At 51.2% G+C, this 16,834-nt stretch carries 15 protein-coding genes; 3 read left to right on the top strand and 12 right to left on the bottom strand.

Translation table 11 applies throughout. The annotated features are described in order from the left end of the window. Positions 1-36: 36 nt before the first annotated feature. The 3 genes from cysM to CG67_RS14180 all read left to right on the top strand — a co-directional run bounded on the left by cysM (position 37) and on the right by CG67_RS14180 (position 3,153). Entirely contained in the window at positions 37-927 is an 891-nt protein-coding gene (cysM, locus tag CG67_RS14190) for a cysteine synthase CysM (protein WP_025903595.1), read from the top strand. 115 nt (positions 928-1,042) lie between these two features. Beyond that, entirely contained in the window at positions 1,043-1,723 is a 681-nt protein-coding gene (locus tag CG67_RS14185; protein ID WP_025903594.1) for a response regulator transcription factor, read from the top strand. Next, positions 1,720-3,153, top strand: coding sequence for an ATP-binding protein (locus CG67_RS14180; RefSeq protein WP_025903593.1), 1,434 nt, complete (start codon positions 1,720-1,722; stop codon positions 3,151-3,153). The genes CG67_RS14185 and CG67_RS14180 overlap by 4 nt, the downstream gene beginning before the upstream one ends. Positions 3,154-3,168: 15 nt before the next feature. Here the strand turns inward: CG67_RS14180 and arnF are convergent, their stop codons facing one another. The 12 genes from arnF to cysZ all read right to left on the bottom strand — a co-directional run bounded on the left by arnF (position 3,169) and on the right by cysZ (position 16,674). Then, positions 3,169-3,552: a 4-amino-4-deoxy-L-arabinose-phosphoundecaprenol flippase subunit ArnF gene (gene arnF / locus CG67_RS14175; RefSeq protein WP_371190695.1), complete on the bottom strand. Its 384-nt coding sequence runs from the start codon at positions 3,550-3,552 to the stop codon at positions 3,169-3,171. Next, positions 3,552-3,887, bottom strand: coding sequence for a 4-amino-4-deoxy-L-arabinose-phosphoundecaprenol flippase subunit ArnE (gene arnE / locus CG67_RS14170; protein ID WP_025903591.1), 336 nt, complete (start codon positions 3,885-3,887; stop codon positions 3,552-3,554). Before arnE ends, arnF begins: the two co-directional genes overlap by 1 nt. After that, the gene (gene arnT, locus CG67_RS14165; protein WP_025903590.1) at positions 3,884-5,524 is read right to left on the bottom strand and encodes a lipid IV(A) 4-amino-4-deoxy-L-arabinosyltransferase; all 1,641 of its coding nucleotides are present in this window, start codon (positions 5,522-5,524) and stop codon (positions 3,884-3,886) included. The genes arnE and arnT overlap by 4 nt, the downstream gene beginning before the upstream one ends. Before the next feature lie 10 nt (positions 5,525-5,534). Continuing rightward, entirely contained in the window at positions 5,535-6,428 is an 894-nt protein-coding gene (gene arnD / locus CG67_RS14160; protein WP_025903589.1) for a 4-deoxy-4-formamido-L-arabinose-phosphoundecaprenol deformylase, read from the bottom strand. Beyond that, positions 6,425-8,407, bottom strand: a complete 1,983-nt coding sequence (arnA, locus tag CG67_RS14155) for a bifunctional UDP-4-amino-4-deoxy-L-arabinose formyltransferase/UDP-glucuronic acid oxidase ArnA (RefSeq protein ID WP_025903588.1) — start codon at positions 8,405-8,407, stop codon at positions 6,425-6,427. The genes arnD and arnA overlap by 4 nt, the downstream gene beginning before the upstream one ends. Then, positions 8,407-9,387 carry an undecaprenyl-phosphate 4-deoxy-4-formamido-L-arabinose transferase gene (arnC, locus tag CG67_RS14150; RefSeq protein WP_025903587.1) on the bottom strand — a complete coding sequence of 327 codons (981 nt, stop codon included), beginning with the start codon at positions 9,385-9,387 and terminating at the stop codon, positions 8,407-8,409. The genes arnA and arnC overlap by 1 nt, the downstream gene beginning before the upstream one ends. Position 9,388: 1 nt before the next feature. Beyond that, the gene (arnB, locus tag CG67_RS14145) at positions 9,389-10,528 is read right to left on the bottom strand and encodes a UDP-4-amino-4-deoxy-L-arabinose aminotransferase (RefSeq protein ID WP_025903586.1); all 1,140 of its coding nucleotides are present in this window, start codon (positions 10,526-10,528) and stop codon (positions 9,389-9,391) included. 1,193 nt (positions 10,529-11,721) lie between these two features. Continuing rightward, positions 11,722-12,225, bottom strand: a complete 504-nt coding sequence (gene crr / locus CG67_RS14140; RefSeq protein WP_025903585.1) for a PTS glucose transporter subunit IIA — start codon at positions 12,223-12,225, stop codon at positions 11,722-11,724. Positions 12,226-12,267: 42 nt separating this feature from the next. Further along, a complete protein-coding gene (ptsI, locus tag CG67_RS14135; RefSeq protein ID WP_025903584.1) occupies positions 12,268-13,995 on the bottom strand; it encodes a phosphoenolpyruvate-protein phosphotransferase PtsI in 1,728 nt (575 codons plus the stop codon). Positions 13,996-14,152: 157 nt separating this feature from the next. Then, positions 14,153-14,410 (bottom strand): phosphocarrier protein Hpr, encoded by a 258-nt coding sequence (gene ptsH, locus CG67_RS14130; RefSeq protein WP_025903583.1) that lies wholly within the window; start codon positions 14,408-14,410, stop codon positions 14,153-14,155. A gap of 386 nt (positions 14,411-14,796) precedes the next feature. After that, positions 14,797-15,765, bottom strand: coding sequence for a cysteine synthase A (cysK, locus tag CG67_RS14125; RefSeq protein WP_025903582.1), 969 nt, complete (start codon positions 15,763-15,765; stop codon positions 14,797-14,799). 117 nt (positions 15,766-15,882) lie between these two features. After that, the gene (gene cysZ / locus CG67_RS14120) at positions 15,883-16,674 is read right to left on the bottom strand and encodes a sulfate transporter CysZ (protein WP_025903581.1); all 792 of its coding nucleotides are present in this window, start codon (positions 16,672-16,674) and stop codon (positions 15,883-15,885) included. Positions 16,675-16,834 lie beyond the last annotated feature (160 nt).

Genomic DNA, 16,834 nt, shown 5'->3' with positions numbered 1-16,834 from the left:
CAGGCTGTTTTCGTTTCTCTGTGCAGGTAACTCGCCGTGATAACTCTGGAAAATACTATCGGTAATACCCCCCTTATTCGTTTGCAACGGCTGGCTCCGGATAATGGCAGCGAAGTCTGGGTAAAACTCGAAGGGAATAATCCGGCCGGCTCGGTCAAAGACAGAGCGGCTTACTCGATGATCCATCAGGCCGAATCTCGTCAGGAGATCACTCCCGGCGATACTCTGATCGAAGCCACCAGCGGTAATACCGGCATTGCTCTGGCAATGATTGCTGCGATGAAAGGTTACCGGATGGTATTACTGATGCCGGATAATATGAGCCTTGAGCGTCAGGCGGCAATGAAGGCTTACGGAGCAACATTGATACTGGTCAGCCGGGAGCAGGGGGGCATTGAAGGGGCCCGTGACCTGGCACTGCAGATGGCAGCCGACGGGCAAGGGAAAGTGCTTGATCAGTTCAATAATCCGGATAATCCGCTGGCCCATTACCGGACCACGGGGCCCGAAATCTGGCAACAAACGGCAGGCAGACTGACACATTTTGTCTCCAGCATGGGGACGACCGGAACGATCACCGGGGTCGGACGTTATCTGAAACAACAGGATCCTGCGGTGCAGGTGATAGGCTTACAGCCGGAAGAAGGCTCTCAAATTCCCGGCATCCGCCGCTGGTCAGACGCTTACCGGCCGGGTATTTTCAGAGCTGAATGGGTTGACCGGACAATCGATATGTCACAAACGCTGGCCACAGAGACCATGCGGCAGCTGGCCCGTTGCGAGGGGATATTCTGTGGTATGAGTTCCGGGGGAGCGGTGGCTGGTGCATTAACGATTGCGAAAGAAACGCCCGGGGCGAAGGTGGTGGCGATTATTTGCGATCGCGGCGATCGCTATCTTTCTACCGGGATCTATGACGTATTTTGAACAAGGCGTTTAGCGCATCCCTGGCCATAAAATGTTGTAAGGATCGCGTAAATTCTGCGGTCAGTAACGGAATAACCGGTCAGAATATACTGAATACAGAGACAGAGAGTGTGACATGAAAATATTACTGGTTGATGATGATCACGAGCTGGGGACGATGCTGAGTCAGTACCTGGAAGGCGAAGGCTTTGCGACTGAGCTGGTTATGACCGGCAAAGAGGCGATCAGTCAGGCGGCTTCGGGTCAGTTCAATGCAGTAATTCTGGATATTATGTTACCCGACATGAGCGGGATTGATGTGTTGCGGCAGATCCGCCAGCAGGGACGTTTACCGGTGATTATGCTGACCGCGAAAGGCGATAATATTGATCGGGTGATCGGTCTGGAAATGGGTGCGGATGATTATATGCCCAAACCCTGCTACCCCCGTGAACTGGTGGCCCGCTTACGTTCGGTGATGCGACGTATTGACGAACATGCAGTGGTGCCGGAGAAAAAAGAGTTACTTACCTGCGGTGAGCTGACGCTGAATTCTTCTACCCGTACCTCCGCCTGGCGTGGCGAAAACTTTGATCTGACCGCCTCTGAGTTTAATCTGCTCGAACTTCTGATGGCAGCCAGCGATCGTGTGGTATCGAAAGACGAATTATCAGAAAAAGCGCTGGGGCGACAGCGTGAAGCCTATGATCGCAGCGTCGATGTTCATGTGAGTAATATCCGTCAGAAACTGAGTAAGCTGACCGATGATCAGGTGAACATCGAAACCGTGCGCAGCATTGGTTACCGGATACGATGAATACCGATTACCCGGGACGGTTGTTCTGGAAAATGCTGTTACTTTTCTGGCTGGTGTTTCTGATCATCAGCCAGTTCCTGTGGCTGGGATTCAGCATGTTCGGTAATTTTGAACCTCCGAGCCAGAAAGAAGCCCGGCGGATGCTGAACCTGCAACTGGAATCTGCTGTATCGGCGGTACAGGCCGCCGGACCTGAGGGTATTGCGACACTCACTGCGGGCTGGCCGGAGAATATGAAGCAGGTGTTCAGGGTCAGCGTCAGTCCGCAACAGCCCGGGCGGCTGCTACCTCTTACCCATCTGCCGGCGACTGGCGGGCAGGGGGGGCTTCCGCAGGCGCTTATGCACCGTCCGGACAGTGTTCCGCAAACGGTCTCTTCCCCCCTGTATATGTCCTCCGGACAAATTTATCGTCAGGTGACCGGCCCGCATGGCGTGGTGTATGACCTCTGGTTCAACCTGCGAGCTTTCCGGCATCAGCAATCGTACGACCATTCGATCATTCAGCGTTTCCTGCATATTCCGATGCCTATGGTGATCATGTTTGTTCCTATGGGGCTGATGATGAGCCTGTTGCTGGCATGGAACCTTACCCGCCCGATGCGACAATTTCGCGAGGGGTTCAGACAAGTGTCTACCGGTGACTTATCGGTCAGGCTGTATCACAAAATGCAGCGTCGCCATGATGAATTGTCGGCGGTGGCACGTGACTTTGATGCCATGGTGGAACGACTGGATGTGCTGGTGAAAGCCAGAGAAGAGCTGTTGCACGACATTTCCCATGAACTGCGTACACCGCTGGCAAGGCTGCAACTGGCAACGGCGCTGGCCCGTCAGACGCCGGAAAATGTGGAAAATTCGCTGGAGCGGATCGATAACGAAGCGCATAAGCTCGATAAAATGATCGGTGAATTACTGACGTTATCAAGGGCAGAGCATGACTCGCCAGATGCTGATCAATACTTTGACCTGACCAGCCTGCTGGACGTAGTGGTTGCTGATGCCCGGTTTGAAGCGCAGATCCCGCAGGTGAGAATTGCTGTCAGTTATGACACCCGAGCCGATTATATGGTGCAGGGGAACGCAGAGATGATCCGCCGGTGTATTGAAAATGTATTGAGAAATGCATTGCGTTTTTCCACCGCAGGACAGTGCATTGATATTCAGTTATCTTCCGCACCGGAATGGCTGACGCTGTTTATCAGGGACCAGGGGCCGGGGGTGGAACAGGATAAACTTTCCAGCATTTTTGACCCGTTTGTCCGTGTAAAGTCAGCACAATCCGGAAAAGGTTACGGACTTGGGCTGGCGATTGTGCGTAAAATCATTCTGGCCCATCATGGTTCTGTCAGAGCACAGAACCGGCCTCAGGGAGGCCTGGAAATTATGCTGCGTCTGCCACACTGGGGTGCCGGTGGGTCGTCACGCTGATACCGTCAGGCCGGATCAGCGTGACGGCTGTGACGGCAGGCAGACCAGGATCACCCCGGTGATGATAAGCCCGATACCCGCCAGTGCGGACAGTGAAAAGTGTTCACCGTGCAATCCGAGCCAGAGGGCTACCCCCCAGACCAGAATATAGCTCAGGCTCAGTAAGGCATAAGCTTTACTGAGCGCCAGCCGTTTCAGGGCCATAAACCAGCACCCCATCGAGAGAGCATAGCCGAGGAGCCCCGCCAGCAGCAGCCCGGTGATCATCGGATGATGCAGCATGAAAAGAAGAAGCGCCATCAAATCACCCGCAGGCGGGAGCGATGTCATGGCCTCTTTCATGGCCAGTTGTGCGCTGCTTACCAGTAATACGCTGAGTATCGCCCAGAAATATCCCATCAGATCCCCCGGCTGAGTAACAAAATACCGCCGATAATACAGGCTATACCCAGCCAGTGACGCCGGCTGACAGGTTCATGCCACAGCCAGCGTGCAGCCAGCGTTATCCAGATAAAATTCATACTTAGCATCGGATAGGCCAGGCCGACGGGCAGGGTACGAAGTACCTGAAGCCAGAGCAGCATCGCACACCCGAGGCAAAGCATCGCCAGGCCGAGCCACAGGCAGAGATGGCGTAGCACTGGTCGCCCCGTTGTTCCGGAGGCTGCCTGTTTCTGGCATAACTGTCCCAGACAGCTCAGCACACTGGAGAACAACAGGACGAGGACGGTCATTTTTGTGGCCCGTATTCTACATAGAGCAGACGACCCTGCTGGTAGCTGAAGTCAGGCGCAGGAAGCTGCATCCCGGAAAGACTTTCACCTTTATTGGTTTGCAGAACCATTGAGACACCCTGGTTGCGATGGTCAGCCAGCCAGGCCGGAAACGCTTCGCGGGTAATAAAGCGGCCTTTGGCATCCGCATAACTCAGGCCATAGGTAAGCTCGCCTTTTTCATCATAGAGGTCAATATCCGAACGCTTCAGGTGCCAGGCTATCCCGGAGGCAATCCCCACCCGGTTAGACAGGATATAGCGGCTTGTCGTCAGGTGCGGGGTCATCTGATCAAGAAAATGCTGAGGCTGTTTGCTGTCCCTGATAGACGTCGGGATCACATATCCCACCAGCAATGCGAGTCCTAAAGGGCAGAGCGCGGCAGCCAGTCGGAGCTTGCCATGACGCAGTAGTGAGAGACCGCCGAACAGTGCCCAGCTCAGAAAAATAGCCAGTGCCAGCAGGAAACGGCTACCTTCCTGTGGGCGATAGAACGGATGTGACGGCATATGCCAGCTCACCACCAGCAGAAGGATCCCGGTCGCACCGAAAATGAGATTGATCCAGCCATTCGCGTTAATGGTTCTCCGGGAGGCATTCAGCAGAGCTTTTCCCAGCAGAATGGCCAGCGGAGCAAAGCAGGGCAGGATATAGGTCGGTAATTTCCCTTTCGCGATGCTAAAGAAGATCAATGGCATAATCACCCATCCAAGCAGGTAAATGGTGCCCGGGTGAGTATGGCGGCCCTGCCAGCCATTTTTCAGTGCCGCTGGCAGATAACCAAGCCAGGGCAGACAGCCGCCCAGAAGAACAGGCAGATAGTACCAGACCGGGGCTTTATGCTGAGCATCCGGTTCGGCAAACCGCTGAATATGTTCAATCCAGAAGAAGTAGTGCCAGAAGTCAGGCTCTCTGGCATTGATGGTCAGTGCCCAGGGCAGAGTAATGAGCAGGCAACTCAGTACGGCCAGCGGCCCAAATATCAGCACCTCGCGCCAGCGTCGTGTCGTCATGACCCACGGAATAATACTGATCACCGGTACGGCCAGGGCAAGGAAGCCTTTGGTCATAACGCCCAGACCACAGGTTACCCCCAGCACCAGGTACCAGGCAGCCCGGCCCCCGGTCGTCGTCGCGGTTGCAGCCCGCCAGAAGCTGACCATCGAAGCCGTCAGGCAGAGCGCTATCATCGGGTCAAGGACTGCGTAAGTCCCGATGCCATTGACCAGCAGACAGGTCAGATAAATTCCGCCTGAAATAAGGGCCAGTTTTTTATCCCGCCACATCAGCCAGGCCAGCCAGCCCGCCAGTAAAGCGCACAGCGATACCGAGAAGACGGAGCCGAAACGCACCGCAAAATTGTTATGACCAAAGATCATCTGGCTGACATTATTGACCCAGTACCCCATGACTGGCTTCTCAAAATACCGTAATCCCAGAAAATGCGGATCTGCCCAGTGATGAGTTACCAGCATTTCACGGCTGATTTCAGCATAACGTGACTCATCAGGCTGCCAGAGCGCACGAGTTTGCAGTGGAAACAGATAAAAAAGAGCATACAGCAGTAGCAGGCATACTCCGTATTTAGTGGCTTTCATCATATAAATATTATCGTTGAAGTGACTGACAGCCCAGCCAGCCTTCACGGCCAGGCACATGGCCGCGGACTATTTTTCCGACGGGCAGTGATGCATCAGTTTCAGGAAGCAATTCACTGAGCGGTACGAACCGGATACCTTCCTTACGGGCAGCAGCCAGCAGGCGGGCAAAATCTTCCCGGTATGCAATTCCTTCGACTTCGGCATGGATCGTATAGACAGGGGTACCTTCGTCGTTATGCATCGCATCCAGGATAAAGCGATTGAACCCCTCAGGACGGATATCCCGGCCGACAACTTCATCCCAGGTAGGTAAAGTGACCGGGATTTGCACCGTACCCCGGGTACTTTCGTTCAGTTCGGGAAGAAACGGGCCGGTCCCCCGGCAATCACTGTTATAGCGAAAGCCGAAAGGTTGTTTGGCTTTGACTACCCGCTGGTCAGCCCGCCACCCGGCGACGGCAGAACAGGTCACCTCCGTACCGGTAATGGCTTCCAGGGCTTCTTTCCCCCGTCGGATCTGTTCAGTGAGCTCTGTCGCTTTCCAGACGCCAGCCCAGGTTTGCCAGGCATGATGATCCCAGGCATGCAGCCCGGTTTCATGTTCCCCCGCGGCCCTGCGGATAATGCCGGCATTGCCGGTGCCTATCTTCCGGCCCGGCCAGGCCGTTCCGGCCAGCAAAATATCCCAGCCATACAAGGAAGGGGCACCTGAACGCAGCATTTTCAGGAAAAAAGCCGGTTTAATCAGGCGCCACAGATGGCGCCCCATATTGTCCGGTCCGACAGAAAAGAAGAATGATGCACGGATATCTTCCGCGGCCAGCATATCCAGCAGCGCGGGAACCCCCTGGCGGGTGCCCCGCCAGGTGTCAACATCAATGCGCAGACCGACTTTTTTCATCGGGTCTTTTCCGATGTTGTGACCGTATTGAGGAAGAAGTCGAGCGTCTCTTCAACCGTCTTCTCCATTCCGATGGCGGGTGTCCAGCTAAGCAGCCGTTGGGCGTTACGGATATTCGGTTTTCTGTGCTCAACGTCCTGATAACCTTTACCGTAGTAGCTGCTGCTTTCGATATCACGGTATCCGGCAAACGGCGGGAATTGTTTACGCAGCGGGTGACGTTCAAAGCAGCGGTAAAGCATTTCGGCCAGTTCGCGGATGCTGGCTTCATTTTCCGGGTTACCGATGTTAATGATCTGACCGTCGCAGTTACCCTGTTTATTTTCGATAATGCGGAACAGGGCTTCAATACCGTCAGCGATGTCGGTGAAGCAGCGTTTCTGGCGTCCGCCATCAACCAGTTTAATCGGTGAGCCTTCCACCAGATTCAGTATCAACTGAGTGATGGCACGGGAACTCCCGATCCTTGCTGAGTTTAGGCTGTCGAGGCGCGGACCCATCCAGTTAAACGGACGGAACAACGTAAAGCGCAGTCCTTCTTTTTCGCCATAGGCCCAGATAACCCGATCCAGCAGTTGTTTTGAGACCGAATAAATCCAGCGCTGTTTATTGATGGGGCCGACCACCAGATTAGAGCTGTCTTCGTCGAACGTTTCATCCGTGCACATGCCATAGACTTCGGAAGTGGATGGGAAAATGATCCGTTTTTTATATTTCACACAGCCACGGATAATTTTGAGGTTCTCTTCGAAATCCAGTTCAAATACCCGTAAAGGGTTACGCGTATATTCGACCGGCGTGGCAATGGCCACCAGTGGCAGAATGACATCACATTTTTTGATGTGATAGTCGATCCATTCGGTGTGGATCGTAATATCACCTTCGACAAAATGGAAACGCTCATTACCAAGAAAACGGCTGACCGCATCTGAGCCGATGTCCATGCCAAAGACTTCATAGTTGTCATCTTTCAGCAGGCGCTCGGTCAGATGATTACCGATAAAGCCGTTAACACCCAGGATAAGTACCCGGGTGCGTTTTTTCTGTGCCACGACCGGCTGAGTACTGATCAGCGAGCCCTCGGTCAGGCCTAATGGACGTACGAGTTCGCGGCCCTGCATATAGACGCTTTGTTCGGTCTGACCGGTCACTATCTCCAGCGCGCCCTGACCACAGGCAATCACCAGCGGAGAGACGGACAACACCTGGCCCGGCCTCGCCGCAGGTAAATCGGTATGTACCCGTGATTTCCAGACGATAAATTTAGTATTGCCGACATAACTGAACGCCCCCGGCCAGGGCTCACTGACGGCTCGTACCAGATTATGTAAGACCGTCGCGGGCTGAGTCCAGTCAAGACGACCATCTTCCGGTGTCCTGCGGCCAACGTAAGTTGCCTGGTGTTCATCCTGGGGGGATAGCGTGACATTCCCCTGGCTGATGGCGGGCAGAGTCGCCTGAAGCAGCTCACGAGCGGCTTGTGTCAGTTTTTTATGCAGTCGCAGTGCATCATCACTGTCGGCAATCGCGACCCTTTGCTGAGAGACAATACCGCCGGCATCCGCACGTTTCACCATTTTGTGTAATGTCACACCGGTTTCTGTTTCACCATTGACCAGCACCCAGTTCAGTGGCGCGCGTCCGCGGTAACGGGGCAGCAGGGAGCCATGCAGATTATAGGCACCTGCCGGAGGTATACTCAGGATCTCCTCTGAGAGCAAATCCCGGTAATAGAAAGAAAAGATAATGTCCGGGGCGCTTTCGCGAAGCCTTTCCACCCATAACGGATGATTCACGTTGTCAGGTGAGAACACAGGGATGTTATGTTCAGCCGCAAGGTGTGCAACAGAACCGTAAAAATGATTTTCGGACGGATTATCCAGGTGTGTAAAGATGGCTGTAATATCGAACCCGGCTTCAATCAGCGCTTCGACGCCCACACATCCCATGTCATGATAAGCAAAGACGACAGCTTTCATTATAATTGATCCTCATTAGTTGACGAAGTTGCGTGATTAACGACACGCTGTACGAAATAACGCGGGCGGGCACGGACATCGCTGTAGATCCTGCCGATATATTCACCCAGCAATCCCATACCAATAAATTGTGCGCCGATAAAAATGAATAACACGGCGAACAGCGTGAAAACCCCTTCAGCGGCCCAGTGAGCACCAAAAATCAGTCTCAGTACCACCAGCAGAAATGCGAACAGGAAGCCTGAACAGGCGATAAGTGCTCCAACCACACTGAGCATTCGCAGTGGCGTGGTCGTAAGACAGGTCACCAGGTCATACATCAGGTTTATCAGGCGCATAAAGCTATATTTTGAGGTGCCGTGTTCACGTTCCGCATGATGAACCGGGATCTCGGTGGTGTGACGGGCGAAGGTATTAGCCAGAATGGGGATAAAGGTACTGCGCTCCTGACAATGCAGCATGGCTTCCACGATAGGACGCCGGTAGGCCCGCAGCATGCAACCATAATCCCCCATCGCTTTACCGGTGGTACTTTGAATAAGCCGGTTGATCATCCGTGAGGCAATTTTTCTGAACGGGCTATCCTGACGGTTTTGCCGAACTGTCCCGACGACGTCATAGCCCTGCCGTGCGGCGTCGACCAGGGCGGGGATCTCTTCCGGCGGATTCTGCAGGTCAGCATCCAGTGTGACAATCAGGTCACCGGTAACATAGCTGAAGCCTGCCATAATGGCGGAGTGTTGCCCGTAGTTACGATTCAGCAGGATGGCAACGATGTGACTGTCAACCGCTTCCGCAGCGTCAATAATCTGTTGTGCTGAGTTATCGCTGCTACCGTCATCAATAAGCAGGATCTCATACCCGGTGTTCAGCTGCCGGCAGGCAGCGGTGGTCCGGGAAATCAGGTCAGGCAGACTCTCCTGCTCATTATAAACAGGTATCACGACAGAAACTTTATTCACAGGGGTTGGTGTTCGCATCTTACATCCCGGTAATTTCTTTAATGGCAGTAATCACCCGATGGCAATCACCATCGGTCATGTCCGGAAACAGAGGAATGGAGCAAATACGATCGCTATTCCATTCGGTCGCCGGCAAATGCAGGTCAGGGAATTTTTCACGGTAATATTTCTGTGTGTGAACAGCGCGGAAATGCATACCGGTACCGATATTCCGGTCCTTCAGTTGTTGCATAAACTGATCACGAGTCACTCCGCAGCGGGCTTCATCAACCCGCAATACAAATAAATGCCAGGCGTGCTGGTGAGGCCAGGCGGGCAGGGCCAAAGGTAATACAGGGGCATCTGTGAAGGCTTCACGATAACAGGCAGCAATTTCCGCCCTGCGGTTATTGATAGCGGAAAGTTTACTCAGCTGGTTCAGGGCAATTGCGGCCTGAATATCGGTCAGGTTGTATTTAAAACCCGGGGTAATGACTTCAGCTTGCGGTTTGCGCCCCAGGGTTTCCCTGTCAAAGGCATCGACGCCCAGGCCATGGAATTTCAGCGTTCGTATGCGGGCTGCCAGTGCATCATCGTCGGTAACCACCATGCCGCCTTCCGCACAGGTCACATTTTTAATCGCATGGAATGAGAAAATAGCGGTAGCATGGTGACCGGTATGATGGCCTTTGTAGTAACATCCGGTGGCATGTGCAGCATCTTCGATAACCAGCAGATCATGCCGGCGCGCCACTTCATAGATGGCATCAGAGTCAACAGGAGCACCTGCATAATGAACCGGGATAATCGCCCGGGTCTGTGGGGTGATAGCGGCTTCTATCGCAGCGGCCGTGACCATGAGGGTATCGGGATCGATATCCACCATCACCGGTGTTGCCCCCACTAATGAGATCATATTGGCAGTAGAAACCCAGGTCAGCGAAGGTGTAATCACTTCGTCACCCGGACCAATATTCGCCGCCATCAGAGTGATATGCATTCCGCCAGTCGCTGAACTGACGGCAATAGCATGTTTTGTTCCCGTAAGCCGGCTGAACTCTGCTTCAAGCTCCTGATTTTTCGGGCCGGTAGTTATCCATCCGGACCGGAGTACCTCACGAATAGCATCGATATCCTGTTCATCCAGAGAAGGACGTGAAAAAGGAATAAAATCAGTCATAAAGTGTCCTGGTATTAAAATATGAACCGGTCAGCAGGGCGACGTATTTCTTTAATAAAAGGGCACATAGCAAGCTAAGCGAGCAGTCATGCCTGAAAGAAATAGTTCCTGAACAGATATGTATGATGGTTCAACGAAATACAGAGTAATTCCCCGTGTATTTTACTCAGGTTAAGAGAATTATACAGAGGAAAAGTTCCGGTTAAACAGAATATATATTTAAATTATTTCATGAAAGTATAATCATTAAATTTTCTTAAAGTTGTCTGGTCGGAGAATGTTTAATAAAACATAAACAAGCATAAAAAATTTAAGGTGAAATTAAACGAATGATAACAACTGATAAAAAAAGCACATCATGAGACTTGCAGGTTTTATTCTTTGGTCTAGCAAATTCCCGGCAGCATAAGGAAATAGTTTCAGTCTCAGGGAAAGAGGACATAATTTCTCATACTTTTTTATAACTGTATCTGTTCGTAAACCATTAACCGTAGTCACAGAAGGTGACTCTCATACCTCCCGGGAGGCGGGCAGGCTGACCGGCATCTGACGGACTCCATAAGCCCGTTAACTCATGTGCAGTAAGCTTGCGGCGTATTCCGAAAGATACGCCGCGAGCGACTGCTCTTTTTCAAATGTGCACGGGGACGTTGCGAAGTAAGAAAAATACAGATTACGTTAGCCGCTGATGAATTTATTACGATGCATGATTTCGCAATGCGTCATCTTACCCGCAAAGTGATAGTGCTGAGGGCTAGTGAAAGACGTTACTGTAATTTTCTGAGCCTTTAATAGCTCTGTCCTTTGCCCTGAGGATACTGATTAGGAGTAAATTAATTTCTTGTTATCTAAGAAGAGCTGCGTTGCTGGTGGGATAAAAACGTGCTGAAGATGATCTTTGTTTTTATTTTTACTGGTTTATATGACCTTTTTTGATAATTATTTCAGGTTGTATCATTACATTATAGTTAATAACGAAAAACTCTCGGTGAGTATTTTCGGTGAGTTCCAGAAAAAACAAAGTGTTAACTATTACCGTTATTACCGTGGAGAGGAGGCAAATACCCTTCCAATTAAGATTGTTTCATTAAGATTGAGAAAGTGTGTGGGGTTGTAAAGGCCCTCTGTAACAGACTAAAAAAAACGCCAGCAGGGATACTCCCTGACTGGCGTCTGTGACTGACCCGGAGAGATTATTTTCTGATACGGATGACAGGAGTCTCACCGGCAACGACCTGACCGGACAGTTTCACCAGTTCACGGATCTCATCCATATTAGAAATCACCACCGGAGTCAGTGTTGATTTGGCCTTTTCTTCGAGAAAAGGCAAATCGAATTCGAGCACGATATCGCCTTTTTTAACTTTCTGCCCTTCTGAAGCAATGCGTGTAAACCCTTCACCTTTGAGCTCGACGGTGTCGATACCAAAGTGGACAAACAGTTCAATACCGTTATCGGACTCGATAGAAAAAGCATGGTTTGTTTCAAAAATTTTACCGATAGTGCCATCTACCGGGGCAACAATTGTGCTTCCGTTCGGCCGAATGGCCACACCGTCACCGACAATTTTCTCTGCAAACACCACATCAGGAACATCTTCGATGTTTACAATTTCGCCGGACAGTGGAGCGACTATATCGATAGTACCGGAGGTACTCTCAGATTTCTCGCCGAATAATTTAGAAAACAATCCCATGATCTTCTCCTGAGCAGTAATTTTGGGCCCGCGTATGGCTGATTAGCAGAGTGTCTTTTCTTTGATGAACTGGTCAACCAGTGTCATCAAATCGTCCGCGGTCGGCTGTTCCAGTGCCTGTTCTGCTAATGCTTTCGCATCCTCAAAATTAGTATTGCGAATAATTTTTTTGATACGTGGAATTGAAATGGCACTCATACTGAATTCGTCCAGCCCCATTCCCAGTAATAATAGTGTAGCACGTTCATCACCGGCCAGTTCACCACACATCCCTGTCCATTTACCTTCAGCATGGGATGCATCGATAACCTGCCTGATAAGGCCCAGAACAGAAGGGCTCATCGGATTGTACAGGTGAGAAATTCTATCATTACCACGATCCACCGCCAGAGTATACTGGGTCAGATCGTTGGTGCCGATACTGAAGAAGTCGACTTCTTTCGCCAGATGGCGCGCAATCACGGCAGATGCCGGCGTTTCTACCATAATTCCGATTTCTATATTTTCGTCGAAACTTTTACCTTCGTCACGTAATTGTGTTTTCAGCAGTTCAATTTCGTTTTTAAGGAACCGGACTTCTTCCACCGAGATAATCATCGGGAACATGATACGCAGTTTACCGAAATCGGATGCACGTAAAATGGCGCGTAATTGAGCATGCAATATCTCTTTACGATCCATCGCAATACGGATAGCACGCCAGCCGAGGAACGGGTTATCTTCTTTCGGCAGGTTCATATAAGGCAGGTCTTTATCACCACCGATATCCATGGTACGTACAATCACAGCTTGTTGTCCCATCGCTTCCGCGACGGCTTTATAGGCCGCAAATTGTTCCTCTTCTGTGGGCAGAGATTCACGATCCATAAACAGGAACTCGGTACGGTAAAGTCCGACACCTTCTGCGCCGTTACGCTCAGCACCGGCCACATCCCGCACAGTACCGATGTTGGCACAAACTTCCACCTGATGACCATCAAGAGTAATGGCGGGCAAATCTTTCAGCTTCGCCATTTCGGCTTTTTCACTGAGATATTGCTCCTGTACATCGCGCAGTTCGGCAATAACTTCAGCCGTCGGATTGATATACACCTGGTTGCTGACACCATCCAGGATCAGATAATCGCCGTTATTCACCTCGCGGGTGATACTGCCTGTCCCGACAATGGCAGGAAGCTCCAGAGAGCGAGCCATAATGGAGGTATGGGAGGTCCGTCCGCCCAGGTCAGTGATAAAACCGAGCACTTTTTGCAGGTTCAGCTGAGCTGTTTCTGAAGGGGTCAGGTCTTTGGCGACCAGAATAGATTCTTCACTGATAGCACTGAGGTCGACAATCGTTAAGCCGAGAATATTTTGCAGCAGCCGTTTACCGATATCACGCACATCAGCCGCTCGCTCTTTCAGATACTCATCATCAAGTTCTTCCAGCGCAGTGGCCTGGTCTTCAATCACCGCCTGCACAGCCGCATCGGCTGACTGATGGTCTTTCTTAATAAGGTCAATAATTTCCTGCTCAAGCTCTTCATCTTCCAGCAGCATGATATGACCTTCGAAGATCGCTTCTTTTTCAGGGCCGAACGTCTCGCCAGCCTTTATTTTAATGGCCGCCAGCTGCGTAGCGGCTTTACTGCGGCCTTCAAGGAAACGAGCAACTTCTGATTCAACCTGATCATCGGCAATTTTTTTCTGATTGATGACGATCTCATCTTCTTTCAGCAGCAGAGCTTTACCGAAAGCGATACCGGGTGATGCGAGAATGCCTGAAATCATAACCTTACCTTTAAGTACGATGGCCAAAAAGAATGACGGTATGCCATTTTCCGTAATCAGTGTAATCTACGGAAGCAATAACGCGGACATGTTGTCCGCGATCAAGACAGTTGCATAATCTTAAATAAATCTACACTGTTTCTGTTGAATGACAACATTACTCAAGTTCAGCCATCAGACTGACCAGATGTTCAACAGCCTGCTGCTCATCTTCACCTTCAGCAGAGAGGGTGATGACCGTCCCTTGTGTCAGACCCAGCGTCTGTAATTTGAACAGACTTTTGGCGCTGGCGGACTTGCCATTTGAGGTAACAGTAATTTCAGACTGGAAAGCCTTAGCTTCTTTGACAAACTGCGCTGCAGGACGGGTATGTAAACCGTTAGGAGCTGTGATAGTAACTTCTTGCTGAAACATTTTATTTCCCCAACGTTATCAGAGTTTATTGCTGGCACCGGAGCCGGAATACGTCCCTATGGATCCCGGCGACAGGGCTATCAGTACGGACAATCTCAGTGAGCAGAGGCGGTTTTTCGTGCTCATGGATTGCAGTGAACCCGCACACCGGACCCGATCATTATGCCGCTAATGCGGATTATGCCCTATCTGTTATTGTGCGGGTTTTGATCCGCTTCATAACAATGACTATTTATTTCGGGCTTCTAAATAAATATCAGCGTTGATAGCAAACCCCGGTACCAAAAAGCAATACGATTTAGGGTGAAAATGAGATCGGGGACACAAAAAAAGCACCCGTAGGTGCTTTTTCAGGCAGAGGATCGGCCAGCGTAAGCTGCTGATTATTAGCCAAGTTCCTTTTCAGTGAACAGGTCAGCAAATAATGCAGTACTGAGGTAGCGTTCTCCGGAAGAAGGCAGAATGACGACAATATTTTTATCGGCGAATTCCGGTTCCTGTTGCAGCTTCAGCGCCGCGGCAACGGCTGCCCCGGAGGAGATCCCGGCAAGAATACCTTCGGATTCCATCAACTGGCGTGCGGTGGAGATAGCTTCTTCATTGGTGATAGCGACGACGCGGTCAACCAGTGATAAATCCAGGTTTTCCGGGATAAAACCGGCACCGATCCCCTGAATTTTGTGCGGGCCGGGTTTAATTTCTTCACCTGCCAGTGCCTGAGCGATCACCGGAGAGTCTGTCGGTTCAACCGCAACACTCACCAGTGATTTTTTACCCCGGGTATTTTTCAGGTAACGGCTGACGCCGGTCAGCGTTCCTCCGGTGCCGACACCGGCAATAAAGACATCCACATCACCGTCAGTATCTTCCCAGATTTCAGGACCGGTGGTTTTTTCATGGATCTCCGGGTTGGCAGGATTACTGAATTGCTGCAGCAGAACATATTTCGCCGGGTTACTGGCGACGATTTCTTCGGCTTTAGCAATGGCGCCTTTCATCCCCTGGGCCCCTGGCGTCAGTTCCAGGTTGGCACCGAGGGCCTTGAGTAATTTACGACGCTCAACGGACATGGTTTCCGGCATGGTCAGTGTCAGTTTATAACCACGCGCCGCCGCCACATAGGCCAGAGCGATACCGGTATTGCCGCTGGTGGGTTCAACCAGTTCCACTCCGGGTTTCAGGATACCGCGTTTCTCCGCATCCCAAATCATATTGGCGCCGATACGGCATTTAACGCTAAAGCTTGGATTACGCGATTCAACCTTTGCCAGAATACGCCCGTTACCAATACGGTTTAGCCTGACCAACGGAGTATGGCCAATGGTTAAAGAATTATCTTCGTAAATCTTACTCATAGCTTGTCCTTAACTCTTTGAAATGTGGAGCACGACATGAGAATACGCTTTCTTTTGAGACAGTGAAGGAAAGAAATCGTATATCCTTATTTCAGAGGGCAATAAAGGCGGGTCTGCTTACCGGCTTTTCACGTTGCGCCGACCCTCTGCGGCAAGTGTTGCCGACAGGCCCCGGTACTGATCAACCCACATGGCTGTCGCACCGCAAACTGCGACGGGCATAATGACCAGATTAATCACCGGGATCAGGGTAAACACGCTGACCAGTGCGCCAAATTGTAAGTGCGCACTCCGGTGAGAGCCCAGCGCCTGGCGCATGGTCAGAAACGGAACGCGGTGGTTATCAAAGGGATAGTCACAGTATTGAATGGCCATCATCCATGCCCCGAAAAGAAACCAGAGCAGGGGAGCGAGAGTCTGCCCGATACCCGGGATAAAATGGACCAGTAGCAGGGCTATGGCCCGGGGCAGGTAATATTTAAGCTTAAGCCACTCGCGCCACATAATGCGGGGCAAATCCTTGATCAGTCCGGCCCAGCTTGTCTCCGGAAGAGGGTTGCCGGTGAGTTTGTTTTCGAGCTGTTCAGCCAGCAGTCCGCAAAAAGGGGCGGCAATCCAGTTGGCAAGGGTCGAGAAAAAATAGCCAAAAACAAGCAGCAGCGAGACAACCGCCAGTGGCCAGATAAGGTAATCCAGCCATTGCAGCCAGTGCGGAATGTGTCCTGATAATTCCGGGATCCAGACGTTCAGTCGTTTAAATAACCAGATAAATGCAGAGCCCATTAACAGCACATTGACCAGTAACGGCACGATAACATAGCGGCGGATGCCCGGCAGCGTCGCCAGGTGCCACCCCTGACGAAAGTAGTCAACACCATTGACCGCTATTTTTGTTTTTCCTTCCTGCATTCAATTATTCTCCTGATGTAACTGAGGCATATCATAGCGTTGTTTCGCGGACGGGTAAGTAAATATTGGTTAAAAAGTCAGCGGTTGCACGACAGATAGCATATTATTTGTCAGAAAGTACTATGCAGACTTGCACTTGTCCGGCCCTGCAAATACATTT

Origin of the sequence: Tatumella sp. UCD-D_suzukii (assembly GCF_000611875.2) — a bacterium.
GTDB lineage: Bacteria > Pseudomonadota > Gammaproteobacteria > Enterobacterales > Enterobacteriaceae > Tatumella > Tatumella ptyseos.
Note: the sequence above shows the minus strand (reverse complement) of the source record. Positions and strands in the feature narration are given on the sequence as shown.

Coding starts and splice junctions, on each gene's coding strand:
- CG67_RS14185 (WP_025903594.1), top strand. CDS start 1,043: ATGAAAATATTACTGGTTGATGATGATCACGAGCTGGGGACGATGCTG.
- ptsH (WP_025903583.1), bottom strand. CDS start 14,410: ATGTTTCAGCAAGAAGTTACTATCACAGCTCCTAACGGTTTACATACC.
- cysZ (WP_025903581.1), bottom strand. CDS start 16,674: ATGCAGGAAGGAAAAACAAAAATAGCGGTCAATGGTGTTGACTACTTT.
- arnC (WP_025903587.1), bottom strand. CDS start 9,387: ATGCGAACACCAACCCCTGTGAATAAAGTTTCTGTCGTGATACCTGTT.
- cysK (WP_025903582.1), bottom strand. CDS start 15,765: ATGAGTAAGATTTACGAAGATAATTCTTTAACCATTGGCCATACTCCG.
- arnD (WP_025903589.1), bottom strand. CDS start 6,428: ATGAAAAAAGTCGGTCTGCGCATTGATGTTGACACCTGGCGGGGCACC.
- ptsI (WP_025903584.1), bottom strand. CDS start 13,995: ATGATTTCAGGCATTCTCGCATCACCCGGTATCGCTTTCGGTAAAGCT.
- arnE (WP_025903591.1), bottom strand. CDS start 3,887: ATGACCGTCCTCGTCCTGTTGTTCTCCAGTGTGCTGAGCTGTCTGGGA.
- CG67_RS14180 (WP_025903593.1), top strand. CDS start 1,720: ATGAATACCGATTACCCGGGACGGTTGTTCTGGAAAATGCTGTTACTT.
- arnF (WP_371190695.1), bottom strand. CDS start 3,552: ATGGGATATTTCTGGGCGATACTCAGCGTATTACTGGTAAGCAGCGCA.
- crr (WP_025903585.1), bottom strand. CDS start 12,225: ATGGGATTGTTTTCTAAATTATTCGGCGAGAAATCTGAGAGTACCTCC.
- arnT (WP_025903590.1), bottom strand. CDS start 5,524: ATGAAAGCCACTAAATACGGAGTATGCCTGCTACTGCTGTATGCTCTT.
- arnA (WP_025903588.1), bottom strand. CDS start 8,407: ATGAAAGCTGTCGTCTTTGCTTATCATGACATGGGATGTGTGGGCGTC.
- arnB (WP_025903586.1), bottom strand. CDS start 10,528: ATGACTGATTTTATTCCTTTTTCACGTCCTTCTCTGGATGAACAGGAT.